General features: G+C 59.7%; 20 protein-coding genes. 19 read left to right on the forward strand and 1 reads right to left on the reverse strand.

The window, feature by feature from the left end:
• Positions 1-57: 57 nt before the first annotated feature.
• The 16 genes from bchF (at position 58) to MWU54_RS14880 (ending at position 17,565) form a co-directional block, all read left to right on the forward strand.
• Entirely contained in the window at positions 58-567 is a 510-nt protein-coding gene (gene bchF, locus MWU54_RS14805; protein WP_247085227.1) for a 2-vinyl bacteriochlorophyllide hydratase, read from the forward strand.
• Positions 564-1,850: a ferredoxin:protochlorophyllide reductase (ATP-dependent) subunit N gene (locus tag MWU54_RS14810; protein ID WP_247085229.1), complete on the forward strand. Its 1,287-nt coding sequence runs from the start codon at positions 564-566 to the stop codon at positions 1,848-1,850. The genes bchF and MWU54_RS14810 overlap by 4 nt, the downstream gene beginning before the upstream one ends.
• The gene (gene bchB / locus MWU54_RS14815) at positions 1,847-3,403 is read left to right on the forward strand and encodes a ferredoxin:protochlorophyllide reductase (ATP-dependent) subunit B (protein WP_247085231.1); all 1,557 of its coding nucleotides are present in this window, start codon (positions 1,847-1,849) and stop codon (positions 3,401-3,403) included. The genes MWU54_RS14810 and bchB overlap by 4 nt, the downstream gene beginning before the upstream one ends.
• A complete protein-coding gene (locus MWU54_RS14820) occupies positions 3,393-6,962 on the forward strand; it encodes a magnesium chelatase subunit H (protein WP_247085233.1) in 3,570 nt (1,189 codons plus the stop codon). Before bchB ends, MWU54_RS14820 begins: the two co-directional genes overlap by 11 nt.
• 177 nt (positions 6,963-7,139) lie before the next feature.
• Positions 7,140-7,958, forward strand: a complete 819-nt coding sequence (gene bchL / locus MWU54_RS14825; protein ID WP_247085449.1) for a ferredoxin:protochlorophyllide reductase (ATP-dependent) iron-sulfur ATP-binding protein — start codon at positions 7,140-7,142, stop codon at positions 7,956-7,958.
• A complete protein-coding gene (gene bchM / locus MWU54_RS14830; protein WP_247085236.1) occupies positions 7,959-8,630 on the forward strand; it encodes a magnesium protoporphyrin IX methyltransferase in 672 nt (223 codons plus the stop codon). It abuts the gene before it with no gap.
• Positions 8,627-10,066 carry a PucC family protein gene (locus tag MWU54_RS14835; RefSeq protein ID WP_247085238.1) on the forward strand — a complete coding sequence of 480 codons (1,440 nt, stop codon included), beginning with the start codon at positions 8,627-8,629 and terminating at the stop codon, positions 10,064-10,066. The genes bchM and MWU54_RS14835 overlap by 4 nt, the downstream gene beginning before the upstream one ends.
• 27 nt (positions 10,067-10,093) lie before the next feature.
• A complete protein-coding gene (puhA, locus tag MWU54_RS14840) occupies positions 10,094-10,873 on the forward strand; it encodes a photosynthetic reaction center subunit H (protein WP_247085240.1) in 780 nt (259 codons plus the stop codon).
• Positions 10,874-10,906: 33 nt separating this feature from the next.
• Positions 10,907-11,542, forward strand: a complete 636-nt coding sequence (gene puhB / locus MWU54_RS14845) for a photosynthetic complex putative assembly protein PuhB (RefSeq protein WP_247085242.1) — start codon at positions 10,907-10,909, stop codon at positions 11,540-11,542.
• Positions 11,543-11,550: 8 nt separating this feature from the next.
• Positions 11,551-12,018: a photosynthetic complex assembly protein PuhC gene (gene puhC, locus MWU54_RS14850; RefSeq protein ID WP_247085244.1), complete on the forward strand. Its 468-nt coding sequence runs from the start codon at positions 11,551-11,553 to the stop codon at positions 12,016-12,018.
• 16 nt (positions 12,019-12,034) lie between these two features.
• Positions 12,035-12,331, forward strand: coding sequence for a hypothetical protein (locus MWU54_RS14855; protein ID WP_247085246.1), 297 nt, complete (start codon positions 12,035-12,037; stop codon positions 12,329-12,331).
• An 8-nt stretch (positions 12,332-12,339) separates the two neighbouring features.
• Positions 12,340-13,455, forward strand: a complete 1,116-nt coding sequence (acsF, locus tag MWU54_RS14860; protein WP_247085248.1) for a magnesium-protoporphyrin IX monomethyl ester (oxidative) cyclase — start codon at positions 12,340-12,342, stop codon at positions 13,453-13,455.
• Positions 13,456-13,547: 92 nt separating this feature from the next.
• Positions 13,548-14,372, forward strand: coding sequence for a putative photosynthetic complex assembly protein PuhE (gene puhE / locus MWU54_RS14865; RefSeq protein WP_247085250.1), 825 nt, complete (start codon positions 13,548-13,550; stop codon positions 14,370-14,372).
• Complete coding sequence (gene hemA, locus MWU54_RS14870) at positions 14,362-15,576, forward strand: 5-aminolevulinate synthase (RefSeq protein WP_247085252.1); 1,215 nt, start codon at positions 14,362-14,364, stop codon at positions 15,574-15,576. Before puhE ends, hemA begins: the two co-directional genes overlap by 11 nt.
• Positions 15,577-15,681: 105 nt before the next feature.
• Positions 15,682-16,116, forward strand: a complete 435-nt coding sequence (locus MWU54_RS14875; protein WP_247085254.1) for a cytochrome C — start codon at positions 15,682-15,684, stop codon at positions 16,114-16,116.
• A 132-nt stretch (positions 16,117-16,248) separates the two neighbouring features.
• Complete coding sequence (locus MWU54_RS14880) at positions 16,249-17,565, forward strand: UDP-glucose/GDP-mannose dehydrogenase family protein (RefSeq protein ID WP_247085256.1); 1,317 nt, start codon at positions 16,249-16,251, stop codon at positions 17,563-17,565.
• A 467-nt stretch (positions 17,566-18,032) separates the two neighbouring features.
• Here the strand turns inward: MWU54_RS14880 and MWU54_RS14885 are convergent, their stop codons facing one another.
• Positions 18,033-18,599 (reverse strand): TlpA disulfide reductase family protein, encoded by a 567-nt coding sequence (locus MWU54_RS14885; RefSeq protein WP_247085258.1) that lies wholly within the window; start codon positions 18,597-18,599, stop codon positions 18,033-18,035.
• Positions 18,600-18,621: 22 nt separating this feature from the next.
• Between MWU54_RS14885 and argH the strand changes: the two genes are divergently transcribed.
• The 3 genes from argH to lysA all read left to right on the forward strand — a co-directional run bounded on the left by argH (position 18,622) and on the right by lysA (position 21,859).
• Complete coding sequence (argH, locus tag MWU54_RS14890) at positions 18,622-20,013, forward strand: argininosuccinate lyase (protein ID WP_247085260.1); 1,392 nt, start codon at positions 18,622-18,624, stop codon at positions 20,011-20,013.
• Positions 20,014-20,182: 169 nt separating this feature from the next.
• Positions 20,183-20,500 carry a DUF2834 domain-containing protein gene (locus MWU54_RS14895; protein WP_247085262.1) on the forward strand — a complete coding sequence of 106 codons (318 nt, stop codon included), beginning with the start codon at positions 20,183-20,185 and terminating at the stop codon, positions 20,498-20,500.
• 93 nt (positions 20,501-20,593) lie between these two features.
• Positions 20,594-21,859 (forward strand): diaminopimelate decarboxylase, encoded by a 1,266-nt coding sequence (lysA, locus tag MWU54_RS14900; protein ID WP_247085264.1) that lies wholly within the window; start codon positions 20,594-20,596, stop codon positions 21,857-21,859.
• The last annotated feature ends 11 nt before the right edge of the window (positions 21,860-21,870 follow it).

Here is a 21,870-nt window from a genome sequence, read left to right on the forward strand (position 1 = left end):
TTGACACTTGGGCTCAGCCAGCGATACTTTTTCAGGGACAACAACGGAATCGCACACATGACCGGACCGCATCGCGCACCACAAAAGCCGGTGTTTCTCTATACCGAGGAACAGCGCGCGCGCCGTGACAACAGCGTTTGGACCGTCATTCAAGGCGTTCTGGCCCCTGTGCAATTTCTTGTTTTTCTCGTCTCTTTGGTGCTTGTGCTGCGGTATCTCTGGACCGGGGTTGGGTACGACGCCGCAACCATCTCAATCCTGATCAAGACGCTGTTTCTGCTCACCATCATGGTGACCGGTGCCATTTGGGAAAAGGTCGTCTTCGGCCAGTACCTCTTTGCGCCTGCATTCTTCTGGGAAGACGTGTTTTCGTTTCTCGTGATCGCATTGCATCTGGCGTATGTCTGGGCGCTGTTCACAAGCGCGCTTTCTCCGACCGAGGAAATGTGGCTCGCGCTCGCGGCTTACGCCGCTTACGTGATCAACGCCGGGCAGTTCCTCTGGAAACTGCGCGTTGCACGGTTGCAGGCGGCTGATACCTCTCTGACGGACGAGGCACCGGCATGACCGAACAATTCTCGCCTCCCCCCTCCCGTGGTTGCTCGGACACGCCCGTGCTCAAACAGCGCGGTCAGCACGAGGTCTTCTGCGGCCTGACGGGCATCATCTGGCTGCACCGCAAGATGCAGGATGCGTTCTTCCTTGTTGTCGGAAGCCGCACCTGTGCGCACCTTCTGCAATCCGCCGCTGGCGTAATGATCTTTGCCGAACCGCGCTTTGCGACGGCCATTTTGGAAGAAACCGATTTGGCCGGCATGGCCGACGCGCAGCAAGAGTTGGATCGGGTTGTCAGCGAATTGCTGGAACGTCGCCCTGACATCAAACAACTGTTCATTGTCGGGTCGTGCCCCTCCGAGGTGATCAAGCTTGACCTCGCCACCGCCGCCGAACGCATGAGCGCGCAATTCGCGCCGAACGTGCGGGTGTTGAGCTATTCTGGCTCCGGTATCGAGACGACCTTCACCCAGGGCGAAGACGCGTGTCTCGCCGCGATGGTCCCGGTTATGCCGAAGACGGACGCGCGGGAGTTGCTGCTCGTTGGCGCGCTGCCCGATGTTGTCGAGGAACAGGCCGTTGGTCTCTTGGAGGCGATGGGCATCGGCCCGATCCGTGTTCTGCCTGCGTCGCGCGTGAATGATGAGTATGGGATCGGGCCAAACACCCTCTACGCGCTGACACAGCCATTCCTGACCGACACGCACGAAGCGCTACAGCGCCGCCACGCGCAACACATCGCAGCGCCCTTCCCCTTCGGCGAAGAAGGCACAACCGCATGGCTCCGCGCGATTGCCGATCAGTTCGGCGTATCGGACGCGAAATTTGCCGAAGTGACAGACGCCCCCCGCGCACGTGCCCGAAAAGCCGTGGCCCAAGCATCCGAAGCGCTGCGCGGCAAATCGGTGTTCTTCTTCCCCGACAGCCAGTTGGAAATCCCGCTGGCCCGTTTCCTGACCCGCGAATGTGGCATGGACGCCGTTGAAGTTGGTTCGCCTTTCATCCACCGCGCTGTTATGGCGGCTGACCTCGACCTGCTGGCCGAAGGCCCAACCATCGCCGAAGGGCAGGATGTCGACAAACAACTCGACCGCTGCCGCGACGCACGGCCTGACCTGACCGTGTGCGGCCTTGGCCTTGCCAACCCGCTAGAGGCCGAAGGCCTGACCACCAAATGGGCCATCGAACTCGTCTTCACGCCTGTGCATTTCTACGAACAGGCGGGCGACCTCGCCGGCCTCTTCTCCCGCCCCGTGCGCCGCCGCGACCTCCTGAAACTGGAGGCGGCAGAATGAAACTCACCGTCTGGACATACGAAGGTCCGCCGCATGTCGGCGCGATGCGTGTCGCCACCGGCATGAAGGACATGCACTACGTGCTGCACGCGCCGCAGGGTGACACGTATGCCGATCTGCTTTTCACCATGATCGAACGGCGCAACCACCGCCCGCCGGTGACCTACACAACCTTTCAGGCCCGCGATCTGGGGGCTGACACCGCGTATCTGTTCAAGGACGCCGCCACCGCTGCCTACGAGCGCTTCAAACCCGAAGCGATGATCGTCGGAGCGTCCTGCACGGCTGAACTGATCCAGGACGATCCCGGCGGTCTGGCCGAAACACTTGGCCTGCCGATCCCGGCCATTCCGCTCGAACTGCCCAGCTATCAGCGCAAGGAAAACTTCGGCGCGGATGAGACGTTTTATCAAATCGTCAAAGCCCTTGCGACGCCGATGGAAAAGACCGCGCGCGTCACGGCGAACCTGATTGGTCCCACCGGCCTCGGCTTCCGCCACCGCGATGACATTGTCGAAGTGACCGGCCTTCTGATGGATATGGGGATCGAGGTGAACGTCGTGGCCCCGATGCCCGCGTCCCCGTCCGACATCGCCAAGCTGGGTCAGGCGCATTTCAACGTGCTCATGTACCCTGAAACGGCCGAAACCGCCGCCCGCTACATGGAGCGCGAGTTTGGCCAGCCCTACACCAAAACCGTGCCAATCGGCGTCGGCGCGACCCGTGATTTCGTCAAGGAAGTCGCTCAAATCGCCGATGTAGAGCCTGTTCTGGACGACAGCCGCCTGCGGATGCCGTGGTACTCGGCCAGCGTCGACAGCACCTACCTGACGGGCAAGCGCGTCTTCCTGTTCGGTGACGGAACCCACGTCGCCGCCTGCGCCCGTATTGCCCGCGATGAGATGGGGTTCGAGGTGGTCGGCATGGGCTGCTACAACCGCGAACAGGCCCGGATGCTGCGCGGTCTCGCCACGGACTATGGCGTCGATGCGCTGATCACAGACGATTACCTCGAAGTCGAACGCCGGATCGAGGAACTGGCCCCCGAGATGATCCTCGGCACCCAGATGGAGCGTCATATCGGCAAGCGTCTGGGCATCCCCTGCGCGGTCATTTCCGCGCCCGTGCATGTGCAGGACTTCCCAGCGCGTTACAGCCCGCAGATGGGCATCGAAGGCGCAAACGTCATCTTTGACACCTGGGTGCATCCGCTGGTCATGGGTCTGGAAGAGCACTTGCTCACCATGTTCCGCGAAGATTTCGAATTCCACGACGACGCCGGTGCCAGCCACCACGGCCACAAGGCCAAGCTGCGCGAGATGGGCATCAAGGAACCGTCGGAAACAGGGACTGTTACACCTGAACCCGCACAGGTGAACACCGGCCCGGTCGAGATTGTCTGGCTGCCTGCCGCCGAAAAAGAGCTGAAGAAAATCCCGTTCTTCGTGCGCGGCAAGGCCAAGCGCAACACCGAAACCTTCGCGTCCGAACGCGGCGTGCAGGAAATCAGCGTCGACACCCTTTACGAAGCGAAAGCCCATTATGCGCGATAGTTTCAATGAGGCCCGGGCGTATAACATCGCCATCATCACGCTGGACAGCCACGCCGCTGGTCCCGTGGCGCGGGCGTCGTTGAACCTTGCTAAGGATTTTCCGGGGTTGAGCGTGACGGTTCACGCCGCTGCCGAATGGGCAGAAACACCCGAAGCGCTGGTCGAGACCAAGAAAGCCATTTCAGACGCCGACATGATCGTCGCGAACCTGCTGTTTTTGGAAGAACACATCGCCCCGATCATGGACGATTTGCATGCCGTGCGGGGCCGTGTGGATGGCATGATCGGCGTGATTGCCGACGCACAGATCATCAAATTGACCAAGCTGGGCAAGCTCGACATGAGCAAACCTGCCTCGGGTCTGATGAAGCTGCTCAAATCGCTCAAACCCAAATCGACCGAGTCAGAGGTCGAAAAAGGTGAAAAGCGGATGCAGCAACTGCGTCGCTTGCCGGGTCTCTTGAAGATGGTGCCGGGCAAGGCGCAGGATCTGCGGTCCTGGTTTCTCGTCATGCAATACTGGCTGGGCGGCTCTGACGACAACATCGAACAGATGGTCCGCTACCTGCTGGGAAAATATGCCAAAGGTCGGGAAGAATGGCTTGGTGCGGTTGCCGACGCGCCTATCGAATACCCGGATGTGGCTTTGTATCACCCCGATCTGCCGCAACGCATCACCACAGACATCGCCGACGTGCCGCGCCCGGCTGAGGTGAAAGTGACCGTCGGTCTCTTGATGATGCGGTCATACGTGCTGGCAAACGACACTGCCCATTACGACGCCGTCATCCGCGCGTTCGAAGCCAAAGGCATCGCCGTCCTTCCCGCCTTCGCCGGTGGTCTTGATGGCCGCCCCGCGATCAACGCATTTTTCCAGACCGAAGAGGGCCCACGTATTGATGCGATGGTGTCTCTGACCGGGTTCAGCCTTGTCGGCGGTCCCGCCTATAACGACAGCGATGCGGCGGTTGAGGTGCTTCAGAGCCTGGACGTGCCTTATATCGCCGCACACCCGCTTGAGTTCCAGACCCTTGGTCAATGGGCTGATGGGGATCAGGGGCTTGGCCCGATTGAAACCACGATGCTCATCGCATTGCCGGAATTGGATGGCGCGACCTGCCCGACCGTGTTCGGCGGTCGTCATGGCCCCGAAGGCTGCAATGGTTGCCAGTACCAATGCCCGTGCGACACGACCAGCAAGGCGATGGCCCCTTGCCGCGAACGCATTGACAGCCTTGCCGAGAAAGCGCTGCGTCAGGCCACCCTGCGCCGCAAGGAAAACGCGGAGAAGAATGTCGGAATTGTCCTCTTTGGCTTTCCGCCCAATGCCGGCGCTGTTGGCACGGCTGCGTATCTGAGCGTGTTTGAGTCGCTCTATAACACGCTGCACCAGATGAAGGCCGAAGGCTACGACCTCGATCCACCTGAAACCGTCGATGCCCTGCGCGCAGCTGTTCTTGAAGGCAATGCCAAGCAATACGGCCAAGAGGCCAATGTGGCCGCCCATGTGAGCGCGGACGAGATTGTGCGCAGCACGCCGCCTTTGAAAGCCATTGAAGCCGTCTGGGGCCCGGCCCCCGGTAAAATTCAGTCTGACGGACGTGGCGTGTTCGTACTTGGCGCGCAGTTCGGTAAGGTATTCGTCGGCGTGCAGCCCACCTTCGGCTATGAAGGCGACCCGATGCGCCTGCTTTTTGAGAAGGGCTTCGCCCCGACGCATGCCTTTGTTCAGTTCTACCAATGGATGCGCAACACGTTCTGCGCTGATGTGGTCCTGCATTTCGGCATGCACGGCGCGCTTGAATTCATGCCCGGCAAACAGGCCGGATTGGGTGCACGTGACTGGCCGGATCGGTTGATCGGCGAGATGCCGAATGTGTATCTGTACGCATCGAACAACCCGTCCGAGGCCTCGCTGGCCAAGCGTCGGTCTGGTGCGGTCACCGTCACACACCTGACCCCGCCGCTGGCGCAATCCGGTCTCTACAAAGGCCTGCAAGAGCTGAAAGACAGCCTGACCCGCTGGCGGTCGCTTGACCCGGCAGACACGGAACGGGCCAAGTTAGAGACGCTTATCGCCGAACAGGCCGAAGCGGTGGACATGGACGGCACCACGCCCGACGCGCTGTGGCTCAAGCTGCTTGAAACCGAAGACGCTTTGATCCCGGATGGTCTGCACATCGTCGGCAAAACCTTTAGCGATGATGCCCGTGCAGACTATCTGAAGCTGATCAAAGACGCCGATGATGACACGCGCGCCAAGGTCGATGCGCTGTTGCAGCAGGAAACCGAACTGGGCGCCTTAATGAACGCCTTGGACGGGCGCTACATTGCGCCGGTGCCGGGCGGCGACCTCATCCGCTCAACCGATGTTCTGCCCACGGGCCGCAACATCCACGCGTTCGATCCGTTCCGCATGCCCACAGAATATGCCTGCCGCGATGGGGCAAAGCAGGCGGAGTTGTTGCTTGAAACTCACGACACCTTGCCGCGCACCGTTGCGCTGGTGCTTTGGGGGTCCGACAACATCAAATCCGACGGCGCACCATTGGCACAGGCGCTTGCCCTGATCGGCGCGAAGCCGCGCTTTGACAGCTTTGGTCGTATCTCTGGTGCAGACCTGATCCCGCTCGAAGAACTGGGTCGTCCACGCATCGACGTCGTCATGACGCTCTCGGGTATTTTCCGCGATCTTCTGCCGTTGCAGACCCGCATGCTGGCCGAAGCCGCCAAGAAAGCCGCCGAGGCGGATGAGCCTCTAGAACTGAACTACATCCGAGCTCACGCCTGGGTCTATGCGCAGGAAAACGGTGTTGATCTGGAAACCGCCGCATTGCGCGTGTTCTCCAACGCCGAGGGTGCCTATGGCGCGAACGTCAATGCGTTGGTCGACAGCTCTGCGTTCGGCGACGAAGACGAACTCGCTGACGCCTACGAGGCGCGCAAGTCGTTTGCCTATGGCGTGAATGGCAAAGCCGTGGCGAACGCCGCGCTTTTGCAGGATACGCTGAAGACCGTCGATGTCGCCTACCAGAACCTTGAATCCGTCGAACTGGGTGTCACCACGGTAGACCACTATTTCGACACGCTCGGCGGCATTTCCCGCGCCGTGAAACGCGCCCGCGGGGGACAAGAGGCGGCGATTTACATCTCCGACACCACACGCGGCAACGGCAAGATCCGCACGTTACAGGATCAGGTCGCGCTTGAAACCCGGTCTCGCAGCCTGAACCCCAAATGGTTCGAAGGGATGCTCAAGCACGGGGCCGAAGGTGTCCGCCAGATCGAGGCGCAAGTCACCAACACGATGGGCTGGTCCGCGACGACCGGCAAAGTTGAACCCTGGGTCTATCAACGCCTGAGCGAGACGTTTGTCCTCGACGAAGACATGCGCGCCCGCCTTGCTGACCTGAACCCGACCGCCTCCAGCCGCATGGCGAACCGCCTGCTGGAAGCGCACGACCGCAATTATTGGCAGCCCGACGCCGATACCCTGGCCGCGCTGCAAGACGCCGCCGACGCGCTCGAAGATCGCCTTGAGGGGATCGCAGCCGAATGAGCGCGCTAACGACATGTATTGGAGCCTGACATGAGCCCACTTGACGCCAAAAGCCCCCCCGCCGCCCGCGCAGCCTTGCGCGAAGCCGCTGGACTCGAGGCCCGTGGCCTGCCCGCGCCGCCTGTTCTGAAAGGTCAGGACGGCGACGGTTCTGTTCAGGTCCATCAGGACAATTCGATGAAGATCGAAGGCGCGCAGGTGTTCGCGGTCTACGGCAAGGGCGGGATCGGCAAATCGACCACCTCGTCCAACCTATCCGCCGCGTTTTCCAAGCTGGGTAAGCGCGTGTTGCAGATCGGTTGCGACCCCAAACACGACAGCACGTTTACGCTGACAGGCCAGCTACAACCGACCGTGATCGACATCCTGAAAGAGGTCGATTTCCACGCTGAAGAACTTCGCCCTGAAGATTTCATGGCCGATGGGTTCAACGGCGTGAAATGTATCGAAGCGGGCGGTCCCCCTGCGGGCACAGGCTGTGGCGGCTATGTGGTGGGCCAGACCGTGAAACTGCTGAAGCAGCACCACCTGCTCGAAGACACCGATGTTGTTCTGTTCGACGTGCTGGGTGATGTCGTCTGCGGTGGGTTCGCTGCTCCGCTGCAGCACGCGGATCGCGCGGTCATCGTAACGGCCAATGATTTCGACAGCATTTACGCGATGAACCGGATCATTGCTGCCGTTCAGGCGAAATCAGCCAACTACAAGGTGCGCCTTGCGGGCTGTGTCGCGAACCGGTCCAAGGACACGAACGAGGTGGATCGCTATTGCGATACAGTCGGGTTCAAACGTCTTGCGCACATGCCCGATTACGACGCGATCCGTCGCTCGCGGCTCAAGAAAAAGACGCTGTTCGAAATGCCCGACGAGGAAGACATCGTTCTGGCGCGCAAGGAATACGTGCGTCTTGCCGAGACATTGCTGAAAGGCACCGAAGGCATGACGCCGAAGCCGCTGGAAGACCGCGACATCTTTGAATTGCTGGGGTTCGATTAAGTGACCTACGAACTGACACGCGACCGGGTCGAACACTATTTCGACCGCACGGCCACCAAGGTCTGGGAACGTCTGACATCAGACGCGCCGGTCAGCCGCATTCGCGAAACCGTCCGCAAGGGCCGGGCTCAGATGCGCGACAAGCTGTTGTCGGCGCTGCCCGCCGATCTGAACGGCGTGCGCGTTCTCGATGCCGGTTGTGGCGCTGGGCAGATGACGCATGAGCTCGCAATGCGCGGGGCCGATGTGGTGGCGGTCGACATTTCACCATCGCTGGTGAAGATCGCAGCAGACCGCTTGCCAAACACCCTCAAGCCCCGCGTGACATTCGCCAGTGGCGATATGCTTTCTGCCGACCATGGCGCGTTTGACCATGTCATCGCGATGGACAGCCTGATCTACTACACAGAAGACGACATTCGCCGCGCGCTTGACAATCTTGGCGCACGCACGAGCGGATCAGTCGCCTTTACCGTCGCACCGCGCACGCCATTGCTCATGGGCATGTGGTACGCGGGCAAGGCTTTCCCGAAGTCGGACCGCTCCCCCACGATGATCCCGCATGGGCCATCTCGCCTGCGCAAAACAGTCTCTGACATTGGGCAACTCAACGATTTGGGCCGCGTCAATTCCGGCTTCTACATCAGCCAGGCACTGGAGTTCCGCCCATGATCGTCACGCGCTCTCAGGTCAAAAATCTCGGCACGCGACTGCTTCCGTTCTCGGACGCGGCGTCTGACGATTTGCCTTTGGGCCAACTGTTGCGGCTGGCGCTGTTCCAGATTTCCGTCGGTATGGCGGGTGTCATGTTGCTGGGCACCCTGAACCGCGTGATGATTGTCGAACTGAGCGTGCCTGCCACGCTGGTTGCGATCATGGTGGCGCTTCCGGTTCTGATTGCGCCGTTCCGCGCGCTGCTTGGGTTCAAGTCCGACAATTACCGCTCTGCCATTGGGTGGAAGCGTATTCCGTATCTCTGGTTCGGCACGCTTTGGCAGTTCGGTGGCCTTGCCGTCATGCCCGCCTGCCTCTTGGTGCTCGGCGGTGACGTCACACACGACATCCCGTTTGCGGGTGAAGTGTTGGCCGCGCTAGCCTTCATCATGACAGGCTTTGGCATGCACATGACCCAGACGGCTGGTCTTGCGCTTGCCGCAGATCGCGCCACGGATGAAACCCGGCCGCGCGTTGTGGCGCTGCTGTACGTGATGTTCCTGATCGGCATGGGTGTGTCGGCCATCGTGATCGGTTGGCTGCTGCGCGACTTCTCGGGTGTTCTGCTGATCAGCGTGATCCAGGGCTGCGCGGTTGTGACCGTTGTCCTCAACGTCATCGCGCTTTGGAAACAAGAGCGCGTGCGTCCGATGTCGAAGGAAGAGCGCGATGCGCCGCAGCCGTCATTCAAAGATGCTTGGAACGATCTGACCCATGGAGGCACAGCGGGCCGTCTGTTGGCGGTCGTCTTTCTGGGAACAATGGCGTTCAACATGCAGGATGTTCTGCTTGAACCTTACGGTGGCGAAATCCTTGGACTTAGCGTTTCGGCGACAACGCTCCTCACCGCAACCTGGGCTGCGGGCGCATTGGCGGGGTTCGCTCTGGCCGCGCGTGTTCTGTCCAATGGCGGCAACACGTATCGCATGGCCTCTGTGGGTCTGCTTGCCGGAGTCGTCGCCTTCAGCACGGTGATCTTTTCCGGCCCGATGAACAGCACGGTCCTGTTCTTTACCGGTGCCGGTCTCATCGGGTTTGGCGGAGGATACTTTGCCATCTCAACCCTGACAGCTGCCATGACACTGCCCGCAGACGGGCTTGCCGGTCGCGGCCTCGCGCTGGGCGCTTGGGGTGCGGCGCAAGCCACAGCGGCGGGTTTGTCGACCCTGATTGGCGGCGCAACACGCGACAGTTTCAACATGATCGCCATGTCCGGCGCATGGGGAGACGCCCTGCAAACGCCGACCACCGGCTATTCCGTCGTCTACCACATCGAAATCGCGCTTTTGTTTGCGACGCTCATCGTTCTGGGCCGTCTGATCAACCAAAGCCGACGCATCACCGCATCCACTCGAAAAACGACAGGGCTGGGCCTTGCCGATTTCCCAACATGATCAAGGCCCCTCAAGGAGGATACCCGAATGACTGAAGACTATATCATTGGAAACCTCGACCTCGCGAGCATTGCGCTCTGGTTGTTTTTCATTTTCTTCGTTGGACTCGTGATCTGGATCCAGCGCGAGAACCAGCGCGAAGGCTATCCGCTTCTTGATGAAGACGGGACCGTGGCCGACGCAGGCGGGGTGTTTCCGAACCCCGCAGACAAGACGTTCAAACTGCCCCATGGCCGTGGCGAATACACGGTGCCGTCAGGTCAGACACCCGAGCGGGGCGACATCGACTCCAAGCTGACCAAGGAGTTCGACAGCGGCGGGTTTCCGTTTGATCCGGTGGGGGATCCCTTGGCCGACGGCGTTGGACCGGCAAGCTGGGCCCCGCGCCGGGATGAACCAGAGCTTGATGGCCACGGTCACCCGAAGATCATTCCGATGTCCGGCAGCGACAGCTTCCGTGTGTCCGCCGGTCGTGACCCGCGCGGTTTGCCGGTTGTCGCCGGGGACGGTGCCATCGTCGGCAAAATCAGCGATATGTGGATCGACGAGCCGGAACAGATGGTGCGCTATCTCGAAATCGAACTTGATGCGGAATACGGCGCCGGATCGCGCCTTGTGCCAATCACCTTTACCCGCATCTGGGGCAACCGCGTGAAGATCCGCTCGATCTTTGGGGAGCATTTCGCCGGTGTTCCACAGCTCGCTGCAGCTCAACAAATCACCAAGCTCGAAGAAGAAAAGGTCAGCGCCTACTACGGCGGCGGCACGCTCTACGCGAGCAAGGATCGACTGGAGCCACAGATCTGATCCGATCACGCCAAACGACTTAGGGGAACCGCAATGTCACATGATGACTTCCAAGTAGAGCCGGTCAAAGGCTTGCCAGAGGCACCTCCCGAGGGGGAGGTGATCCTGTGGCAGGGCAAACCAGAATGGTGGGCCTTGTCCAAGGAATCGCTGAACGTTCTTTGGGTGGCCGGATATTTCGTGTTTCTTGCGGCGTGGCGGTTTGTGTCCGTCATGGACCTGATGCCCCTGCGCGAGGCGATTGTGGCCTCCGTTCCCTTTCTCATCCTTGGGGGGATCGTCTGTGCGATCCTGATCGCGATTGCCTGGGCGCAGGCCTATTACACGGTCTATACGGTCACCAACCGCCGCGTTGCGATGCGCATCGGGGCGGCGCTCACGGTGACGCTCAACCTGCCCTATACGCAGATCGCCAATGCCAATCTGGATCTGCGTAAATCCGGAACCGGGACGATTGCCTTTGATCTGATGGGCAAAACGCGGATCAGCTATCTTGTCTGCTGGCCCCATGTGCGCCCCTGGAAGATCTCTCCGACGCAACCCGCGCTGCGCTGCATTCCGGACGCAGAAAAGATCGCCGCCATGATTTCCGAAGCTGCACAAGCACGCGTGACCATGCCGCAGGTTGCGCGGACACAGGCAGCGCCAAGCGCTGTTGCAGCGGAATAGGGGGCGTGATGCAAACCAACATAGTTGACAAACCCCGCATTCACGCCCCGGACAAGGACCTTGTTCCGCGCATGATGGTGCGCGCCATGTTCGCGATGGTGATGATCTGCCTGATCATGGTCAGCCTTTACCGCTGGGTGGACGCACCGGTGCAATACACCGCGCCGGACAGCCCCGTGGTGATTGAGAAGACCCTCTTTCTTGAGGGCGATATGAGCGGATCAGCAATAGTTTTTTCCGAAGACCGCACGCTGGTCGCGGAATACAGCCCCGAAGAGGGAGGGTTTCTCTCGGGCATGTGGCGCGTTCTGCAACGCGAACGCACCAAGGCGCGTGTCGCTTTGGATGGTCCCGTGATCATCCGCGCACGCGAGAATAACCGGCTTGAGATCTTTGATCCAAGCACCGGATGGGGGGCCGACCTCATGGGGTTCGGCGCCGACAACTCAGCAGCCTTCGCCAGACTGCTGAAATAATCGAAAGGGAACCAACATGGGATTGTTGACCAAAGAAATCGAAAAGGCCCCCTGCACAGTGGAAATCAGCCACTGTTTCGAGAGCCTTCATGCGCATGTGCGTTTTAACAACGGTGCGGTGATCTACCCCGGTGACGAGGTGAAGGTCCAAGGACCCGAGATCATGGCCCCGTTCGGAGAGGTCGTATCGGAAGATCGCGAAGCGATCATCGTGCGCGCCTCCAAGCTGGAACAGCTTTGGACGCGCATGACCGGTGATTTCGAAGTGTTGGAGCTTTGCGAGTTCTCCTTCTCTGAAGAGGTGACGCTATGAACGCCTACATGGGAAAACACACCGCTGACGCGACATCTGTCGAAGAAGGTCTCGCCATCCAAGAGGAACAGGCGAAGTACGACGATGATTTCGCAACCGAAACCGCGATGGCGAACACGCTGTTGACCCCGCGGTTCTACACCACCGATTTTGATGAGCTTGATGCCATCAATGTCGACGGTATCCGCGCCGAATGGGACGAGCTGATCGCCCAGATGGAAGCGGACCCAAACAAGGGCCACTTCAAAAAGAACGAAGACTGGGACCATGTTGATTGGGAGAACATGGAGCCGGAGTTGAAGAAGGAATTCATCGACTTCCTCATTTCGAGTTGCACCGCCGAATTCTCGGGCTGTGTTCTTTACAAAGAGATGAAGCGCCGTGGGAACAACAAGGACATCACGCAGTTGTTTCAACTGATGGCCCGTGATGAGGCCCGCCATGCCGGGTTCATCAACGACGCCCTGCGTGAAGCGGGTCTGCGGGTGAACCTTGGGTTCCTGACCCAGTCGAAGAAGTATACCTACTTCCGACCCAAGTTCATCTATTATGCGACCTACCTGTCCGAGAAGATTGGCTATGCCCGCTACATCACGATCTTCCGCCATCTTGAGGCGAACCCGGAGCACCGCTTCCACCCGATCTTCAAGTGGTTCGAAGAGTGGTGCAATGACGAGTTCAGCCATGGTGAAGCGTTTGCCTTGCTGATGAAGACGGACCCGAAACTGACCCAGGGACGCAATGTCTATTGGATCAAGTTCTTCCTCACGGCTGTCTACGCCACGATGTATGTCCGCGACCACCAGCGACCTGCGTTCCACAAAGCGTTGGGCGTCGACCCGGATTGGTATGCGCATGAGGTGTTCACCAAGACGTCGGAACTGACCAAGCAGATCTTCCCGATCTCGTTGGACATTGATCATCCCCGTTGGCAGCCCACGCTGGAGCGGTTGCAGCGGGCCAATGTGCAGATTGCCGGGGGCAAAAAGCAGGGTGGTTTGGGCGGAAAGCTCAAGGAATGGGCCGGCGCTGCGACGGCCGCGTCCTATTTCGTGTCGCTCTACTTCATCCCGGTGAAGAAGCACAAAGTGCCTGCCGTGACGCGGTTGGTGCCGTCTTACTGATTTGGTTTCGCCGCCTTTGGGCGGCGACCAAGTGGGGGCTTTGCCCCCACACCCCCAAGGGTATTTGAAGCAAGAGGAAGGACAAAAAGCGCGTGTTGAATGACCCATGGATCGCGGCCCTTGTGGCGCTGTTTCTCTGGTGGTTTTCCACCGGGGCGATCCTCATGGTCGTGAAACTCGCCGATCGGCGGGGGTTTCGTTTTGGTCAGATCCTGACCATGGCCACATTCCCGGTCTTCCTGCTTGGCGTCTACGGCATTTCGGCCAGCGCCGATGGGTCAGATGCGGCCGCCGCTTACCACGCGTTTCTGGCGGCGCTTGCGCTCTGGGGTTGGATCGAACTTGCGTTTCTGACCGGGACAATCACGGGTCCGAACCGCCTTGTGTGCCGTGATGGAGTGCCTGAATGGGAGCGGTTCATTCGCGCCTGGGGCACGATTGCCTATCACGAGATCCTGTTGGCGACGACGCTGGCCTGCGTTTGGCTATACACGCATGGGGCCGAGAACACGTTTGGGTTCTGGACCTTCGCAGTGCTGTTCTTTGCCCGCGTGTCGGCCAAGCTGAACCTGTTTCTGGGGGTTCCCAAGATCAACACCGAATTTCTGCCAGCCCCCTTGGCGCATCTGCCCAGCCATTTTCGCTATGCCAAGATGAACTGGCTTTTTCCGATTTCGATCACGGCGCTGACCTTTGCCGTCGCCTGCTGGCTGGAGCGGATTAACTCGGCGACCACGCAAGGTGAGGTGGTTGGGTTTGCGCTTTTGGCGGCCATGACCGCGCTCGCACTGCTTGAGCATTGGTTCATGGTGTTGCCGCTGCCCGACGAGAAACTCTGGCGCTGGATGTTGCCCGCGCCCAAACCACAACAAAACGACAAGACACTAAGACGAACGGAGGACGCCCATGGACTTTGACAGCCTGTTCAACGCCCAGCTCGACACCCTGAAAGAAGAGGGGAACTATCGCATCTTTGCCGAGCTTGAGCGCAAATGTGGCGCCTTTCCAAAGGCCGTCAGCCATGACGACGATTGCCCGGATGAGGTGACGGTCTGGTGTTCCAATGACTATCTGGGCATGGGTCAGCACCCCAAGGTGATCAAGTCCATGCAGGACGCTGTTGCCGAGAATGGCTGCGGTGCGGGCGGCACGCGGAACATCTCGGGCACCAACCACCAGCACAAACTGCTGGAGGCAGAGCTTGCCGATCTGCACCGCAAGGAAAGCGCGTTGTTGTTCACCTCTGGCTACGTGTCCAACTGGGCGGCGCTGTCGACGCTTGGGTCGCGCCTGCCGGATGCGGTGATCCTGTCGGACGAATTGAACCACGCGTCAATGATCGAAGGCATTCGTCATGCGCGGTGTAACAAGGTGATCTGGAAGCACAACGATCCCGAAGATCTGGATCGCAAGCTGGCGGCATTACCGTCGAATGCCACCAAGATCGTGGCGTTCGAATCGGTCTATTCGATGGATGGCGACATCTGCCCGATGAAAGAGATCGTGGAAGTCGCCGAAAAGCACGGCGCGCTGACCTATCTGGATGAGGTGCATGCCGTTGGCATGTACGGCCCGCGCGGTGGTGGCGTGTCGGAACGCGAAGGGCTGGCGGATCGCATCACGCTGATCGAGGGCACGCTGGGCAAGGCGTTTGGCGTGATGGGCGGCTACATCACCGGCTCTGAGGCGATGTGCGACTTCGTGCGATCCTTTGCGTCGGGCTTTATTTTTACCACGGCGCTTCCCCCAGCGGTGGCGGCGGCGGCGCGGACGTCAATCCAGCACTTGAAGGAAAGCAGCGTCGAACGCGACAATCAAAAAGCACAGGTAGCGCGCTTGCGGCAGCGCCTGGACGCCATGGGCATCCCGCATATCGACAACGCCAGCCACATCATCCCGGTGATGATCAAGGACCCGGTCAAATGCCGGATGCTGGCCGATATCCTGATGCAGGATTACGGAATCTACGTGCAGCCGATCAACTATCCGACGGTGCCCAAAGGGACCGAACGCCTGCGCTTTACGCCGGGTCCGCTTCACACTGACGCAGATATTGAACATTTGGTTCGGGCGCTCGCAACGCTTTGGAAACAATGCGCAATTGCGCATGAGGTTGCTTGACACGAGGGTCATTCGCCATAGGTGAGGTGGATGCAGAAGGATTCCCATTGGTTTATGGGAAGGGTGTACGTTACTGTATATCCGAACACGCAAAAGGAGTTCGACATGAAGCTAATGATCGCAACCGCAGCCACAGCTATCGCGTTTGCTGGCGCGGCATTTGCAGAAGGCGACGCAGAGGCGGGCGCAAAGGAATACAACAAGTGCAAGTCCTGTCACATGATTGTGGCAGATGATGGCACCGAGATCGTAAAAGGTGGGCGCACTGGTCCGAACTTGTACGGCATCATCGGCCGTCAGGCTGGCACGCAGGAAGATTTCCGCTACGGCGACAGCCTTGTTGCGGCAGGCGAAGCGGGTCTGGTCTGGGACGAAGAGACATTTGTGGAGTACGTTCAGGACCCCAAGAAATTCCTGGCGACTTACCTTGATGATAAAGGCGCGCGCTCCAAGATGTCGTACCGTCTGCGCAAGGGCATGGAAGACGTGTACGCGTATCTCGTGTCTGTCGGTCCCGAGATGGAAGGCTCCGGTTCGTAAATCGACCGTTCATGATTTTGAAGTAGGGCGTGCTGCCACAGCGCGCCCTTTTCTTTTGGGGGGTGCACCGGGCAGAGTTGACCGAAACACACGGTCGGCGCAAAACGTCACCAACAACAAAAGGGCAGTGCCATGAAGATTGCGATGATTGGGACCGGGTATGTCGGCCTTGTCTCGGGTGTGTGTTTCTCGGACTTCGGTCATAACGTTGTGTGCGTCGACAAGGATCAGCGCAAGATCGACATGCTCGAACGCGGCGAGGTGCCGATTTACGAGCCGGGTCTCGATACGTTGATGGCCAAGAACGTCGAGGCCGGACGGCTTGCGTTCACCCGCGATCTGGCGGCGGCTGTTGATGGTGCCGAAGCCGTGTTTATCGCCGTTGGCACACCCACACGCCGCGGTGACGGTCATGCGGACCTCACCTATGTGATGGCGGCCGCCGAAGAGATCGCGAAGGCGGCCAAGGACTATGTGGTGATCGTGACCAAATCGACCGTGCCTGTCGGCACAAATCGGAAGGTGCGCGAGGTTGTGGCGGCAGCCAATCCCGATCTGGATTTCGATGTGGCGTCGAACCCCGAATTCCTGCGCGAAGGCGCGGCCATTGATGATTTCATGAAACCTGACCGTGTTGTCGTAGGTGTCGAAACCGATCGCGCGGCGCAGGTGATGTCGGATATTTATCGCCCGCTCTACCTGCGCGATTTCCCGATTGTCACAACCGACCTCGAATCGGCTGAAATGATCAAATATGCCGCCAACGCGTTTCTGGCGACGAAGATCACTTTCATCAACGAAATCGCAGCCCTGTGCGAAAAGGTGGGTGCCGACGTGAAACAGGTGTCCAAGGGCATGGGCATGGACAACCGCATCGGCAACAAGTTCCTGCATGCGGGGCCGGGCTATGGCGGGTCGTGTTTTCCGAAAGACACCAAAGCACTGGCGCGCATCGGTCAGGAACACGCCAGCCCGATGTACATCACCGAAGCGGTGATTACCGTCAACGACTCGATCAAGCGTCGCATGATCGACAAGTTGCAGGATCTGTGTGACGGGTCTTTCAATGGCAAGACGATTGCGGTGCTTGGCGTGACCTTCAAGCCGAACACGGATGACATGCGCGATGCGCCGTCACTGACCATTGTGCCGGCCCTGGTGGGCGGTGGTGCCAAGGTACGCGTGTGTGATCCGCAGGGCCAGCACGAAGGCGAAGCCCTGTTGCCGGGTGTGGATTGGGTGGATGACCCTTACGCTGCCGTTCAGGGGGCCGACCTATTGGTCCTGCTGACCGAATGGAACGAATTCCGAGCGCTTGACCTGCCGCAAATCGCGGGGTCCATGTCTCGTGCGGCAATGGCCGACCTGCGCAATATCTACAACGCCGAGGTTGCCAAAGACGCTGGCTTTCTTGCCTACGTCAGTATTGGGCGCAAGGGCTTCGCATAAACACTGCGCTCCGCGTCACGTTTGATTCCCCGAAGGCTGCCATCACGGCGCGCGCAAAAATGCCTCAATTGGGGCAGCATCGGCCCGTGACACGGGACAGTTGGCAGGCGGAGCGCCAACTGTTTCGGCGGCGGCGACGAAATCGGCCGAACAAGGCAAATTGCTTTGAACCGCGCCACATTTCTGACAAATACAAACCTGTCGGGCGGGGGCTCGAATACAGGTGATGTCCATGCGTCCGGTCTCCGACCATGTCCATTCTCTCTTTTTGCTCACGGGTAGCCGGTTTTCCGGCAAAGTGGCGCAAGGGACATCACCAGCTGCTGCGCAGGAGCTTGGCAACTAAGACATACGGCACGCGTGGGGGCGCGACTTTGCAGCTACAACTCTGATCTGAGGTGAAGTGCTGCGTGCCAGTCTGTGGCGGGGGCCACATCCAAGTTCCTGCGAAAGCTTTTCGCAATGATTTATCCAGCCGTCGGTCGCCCCAGAATGGTGCGCAGAATGTCCTTGGCGTTGTCCGATGCCCAGTCGGCATCGCCCCGCATCCGTGCAACTTCGTCACCTTCGGGGTTCAGGATCACCGTGATGGGCAGGCCAAGCACACCCATTTCCCGCGCCAGCGCGGATTTGGGATCCCGGTAGAGCGGCAGGTTTTCGACACCGATCTCTTCAAAGAATGTCTTCATCGCGGGCGGTGGATTGCGGCCCGTGGCGATAGTGACAACAGCAAAATCGTCCCCGCCAAACTCGGTCTGCAATTCCGACAGCATGGGCATTTCCTTGCGGCAAGGTGCACACCATGTGGCCCAGAAGTTCAGCAAGACCCATTTGTCGGAGTATTCGGACAGCGACAGCGGTTCACCGTCAAACGTGGTGAACTCTGCCGTGCCAGCGGCTTGCGCCTCACTGTGGAACACCAGTTTTTTCATATCGCCTTCGCGCATCGCTTCGGCGGCGGACAGATCGGCCAGAGCGGGATTTGCAAGCGTCACGAGGCCCGTATAGAGGATGGCGGCAAGCGTTTTCTTCATTTTCCCTCCGAAGGGGTTAGACATGTCCGACAAATCCTCGAACCAAATGTGGGGCGGCCGTTTTGCCGCCGGACCCGATGCGATCATGGAGGCGATCAACGCTTCCATCGGGTTCGACAAACGCATGGCGGCACAGGACATCGCCGGTTCAAGGGCCCACGCCGCAATGCTCGCGGCCAAAGGCATTGTTACACCTAGCGATGCAGAGGCGATGCGGGAAGGCTTGCTCACCGTATTGTCAGAGATTGAAACAGGTGATTTCGCGTTCTCAACCGCGCTGGAAGACATTCACATGAACGTCGAAGCGCGTCTGAAAGAGGTGATCGGCGAACCGGCGGGCCGTTTGCATACGGGCCGGTCGCGCAATGATCAGGTTGCGACGGACTTCCGTCTTTGGGTGCGCGATCAACTGGATGCTGCCGAGGCGGGTTTGAAAGCGCTGATGCGCGCCTTGGTGGCGCAAGCCGACTCGGGCGCGGATTGGGTCATGCCGGGTTTCACCCATCTGCAAACCGCGCAGCCGGTCACATGGGGTCATCACATGATGGCCTATGTCGAAATGTTCGCGCGTGATTTGTCGCGGGTTCAGGATGCGCGGAAACGCATGAACGAATCGCCTTTGGGCGCGGCTGCGCTTGCGGGCACATCGTTCCCGATTGACCGCGACATGACGGCCACCGCGCTGGGCTTTGACTGCCCGATGGCCAATTCGCTTGATGCCGTCAGCGACCGGGACTTTGCGCTTGAATTCCTGAGTGTCGCCAGCATCAGCGCGATGCACCTGAGCCGCTTTGCCGAAGAGCTGGTCATCTGGTCCTCGGCCCAATTCCGCTTTGTCACCCTGTCTGACCGATTTTCGACCGGGTCGTCGATCATGCCGCAAAAGAAAAACCCGGACGCGGCAGAACTGATCCGCGCCAAGATCGGGCGCATCTTCGGGGCGAACGTTGCGTTGATGATGGTGATGAAGGGCCTGCCGCTCGCGTATTCCAAGGACATGCAGGAAGACAAGGAACAGGTCTTTGATGCGGCTGACAACTGGATGCTCGCACTCGCCGCGATGGAGGGCATGGTCAAGGACATGAGCGCCAACCAGCCGGCGCTGGAAGCCGCCGCATCCGCCGGGTTCAGCACGGCAACGGATCTGGCCGACTGGCTTGTTCGCGAACTTGACCTACCTTTCCGCGATGCGCACCACGTCACCGGATCACTGGTGGCGATGGCGGAACAGAAGGACTGCGATTTGCCCGATCTGAGCCTAGACGACATGCAATCCGTACATGCCGGTATCACGGCGGCTGTGTTTGATGTGCTTGGCGTCCACAACTCGGTTGCCAGCCGCACCAGCTATGGCGGCACAGCGCCGGTACGGGTCCGCGAGCAAGTGGCCCGTTGGAAGGACGCTTTGGCATGATCCGGGTATGTATTACAATCTCACTCTTCGCACTGGCGGCATGTGGTGCTGACGGCGATCCGATCCGTCCGTCTGTGTCCAACACGGTCACAATAGGGTCAGACGGTATTCGCACCTCAACCGGTGTGACCGTGCAAACCGGTCCCGTCACCGTCGGAGCGCGTTTCTGATGCCCAACATGCGTTACGTGTACCTCGCGCTCGCGGTCTGGGGCACGATCCATCCGATGTATTATTTCATGTCGTACATGGCCGCGAATGACTGGAGCCTCGGGGCGTTGATCGACGCATGGTATGTTAACGATTCCACGACGGGTCTCACATGGGACCTGACCATTGCAGCCGTGACGCTGACGATCTGGATCATTGCCGAGGTCGCTGTGCGCCGGAACTGGTCGGCACTGATCGCCATTCCCACGATTTATTGCATCGGTGTCAGTTGTGGATTGCCGCTCTATCTATACCTGCGGTCGCGTCCTGTGAGCTGACGTCAGATTTGCATATTTTGAAAAAGAAGACGCGAAGGGTGGCGCGATTGCGACCCATGCGCTACTGCGGCGCAGTTTGTTTTGGGGGCTGCCTTGGACCATTTTCTCTATCGTGACGGTGAGTTGTACGCCGAAGACGTGCGCATCGCGGATATTGCCGCGTCGGTTGGCACGCCGTTCTACCTCTATTCCACCGCGACGCTGACGCGCCATTTCCAGCTGTTCGATGAAGCGTTGGACGGCATGGACCATATGGTCTGCTACGCGATGAAAGCGGCCAGCAATCAGGCGATCCTCAAGACATTGGCCGAACTGGGCGCGGGCATGGATGTGGTGTCCGGCGGCGAATACGCGCGGGCCAAGGCGGCGGGTGTGCCCGGTGACAGAATCGTGTTCTCGGGTGTTGGCAAAACCCGCGCTGAAATCCGGCAGGCGCTGGACGGCGGGATTCGCCAGTTCAACGTCGAAAGCGAACCGGAAATGCGGGTGATTTCCGAGATTGCGACCAGCGTGGGCAAAACTGCGCCGATCACGGTGCGGGTCAATCCGGATGTCGATGCCAAGACACACGAGAAGATTGCAACTGGCAAATCCGAGAACAAGTTCGGCATCCCCATCGCCAAGGCGCGCGAGGTTTATGCCGAGGCTGCCGCTCTGCCGGGAATCGAAGTCATCGGCATTGACGTTCATATCGGATCGCAACTGACCGACCTGACGCCCTACGAACTGGCTTACCAAAAGGTGGCCGAACTGACCGAGCAACTGCGCGCGGATGGACACACCATCAAGCGCCTCGATCTGGGGGGTGGGTTGGGCATTCCCTATGCCCGGTCCAACGAAGCTCCACCGCTGCCGTCCGACTACGGCGCGTTGATCAAGCGCACTGTGGGCCATCTGGGCTGCGAGATCGAGATCGAACCGGGCCGTCTGATCGCGGGCAACGCCGGTATTCTCGTCAGCCGGGTGATCTATGTGAAGCAGGGCGAAGGCCGCCAGTTCCTGATCCTTGACGGCGCAATGAATGATCTGATCCGTCCTGCGATGTATGACGCCCATCACGATATCGTCCCCGTGATCGAACCCGAGCCGGGTGTCGAGCAAGAGCCCTATGACATCGTTGGCCCGGTCTGCGAATCCGGGGATACCTTTGCCAAGAACCGGATGATGCCGCCATTGAAAGATGGAGATCTGGTCGCGTTCCGGTCCGCCGGTGCCTATGGCGCGGTGATGGCGAGCGAATACAACACGCGGCCTCTGGTGCCCGAAGTTCTGGCACGAGGCGATCAATTCGCTGTCATCCGCCAGCGTCCCGACTTTGACGAAATCATAAACCGAGATACCATCCCCCCATGGCTGTGAGGCATCTCCCT

Origin of the sequence: Marivita sp. S6314 (genome assembly GCF_023015985.1) — a bacterium.
Lineage (GTDB): Bacteria > Pseudomonadota > Alphaproteobacteria > Rhodobacterales > Rhodobacteraceae > Marivita.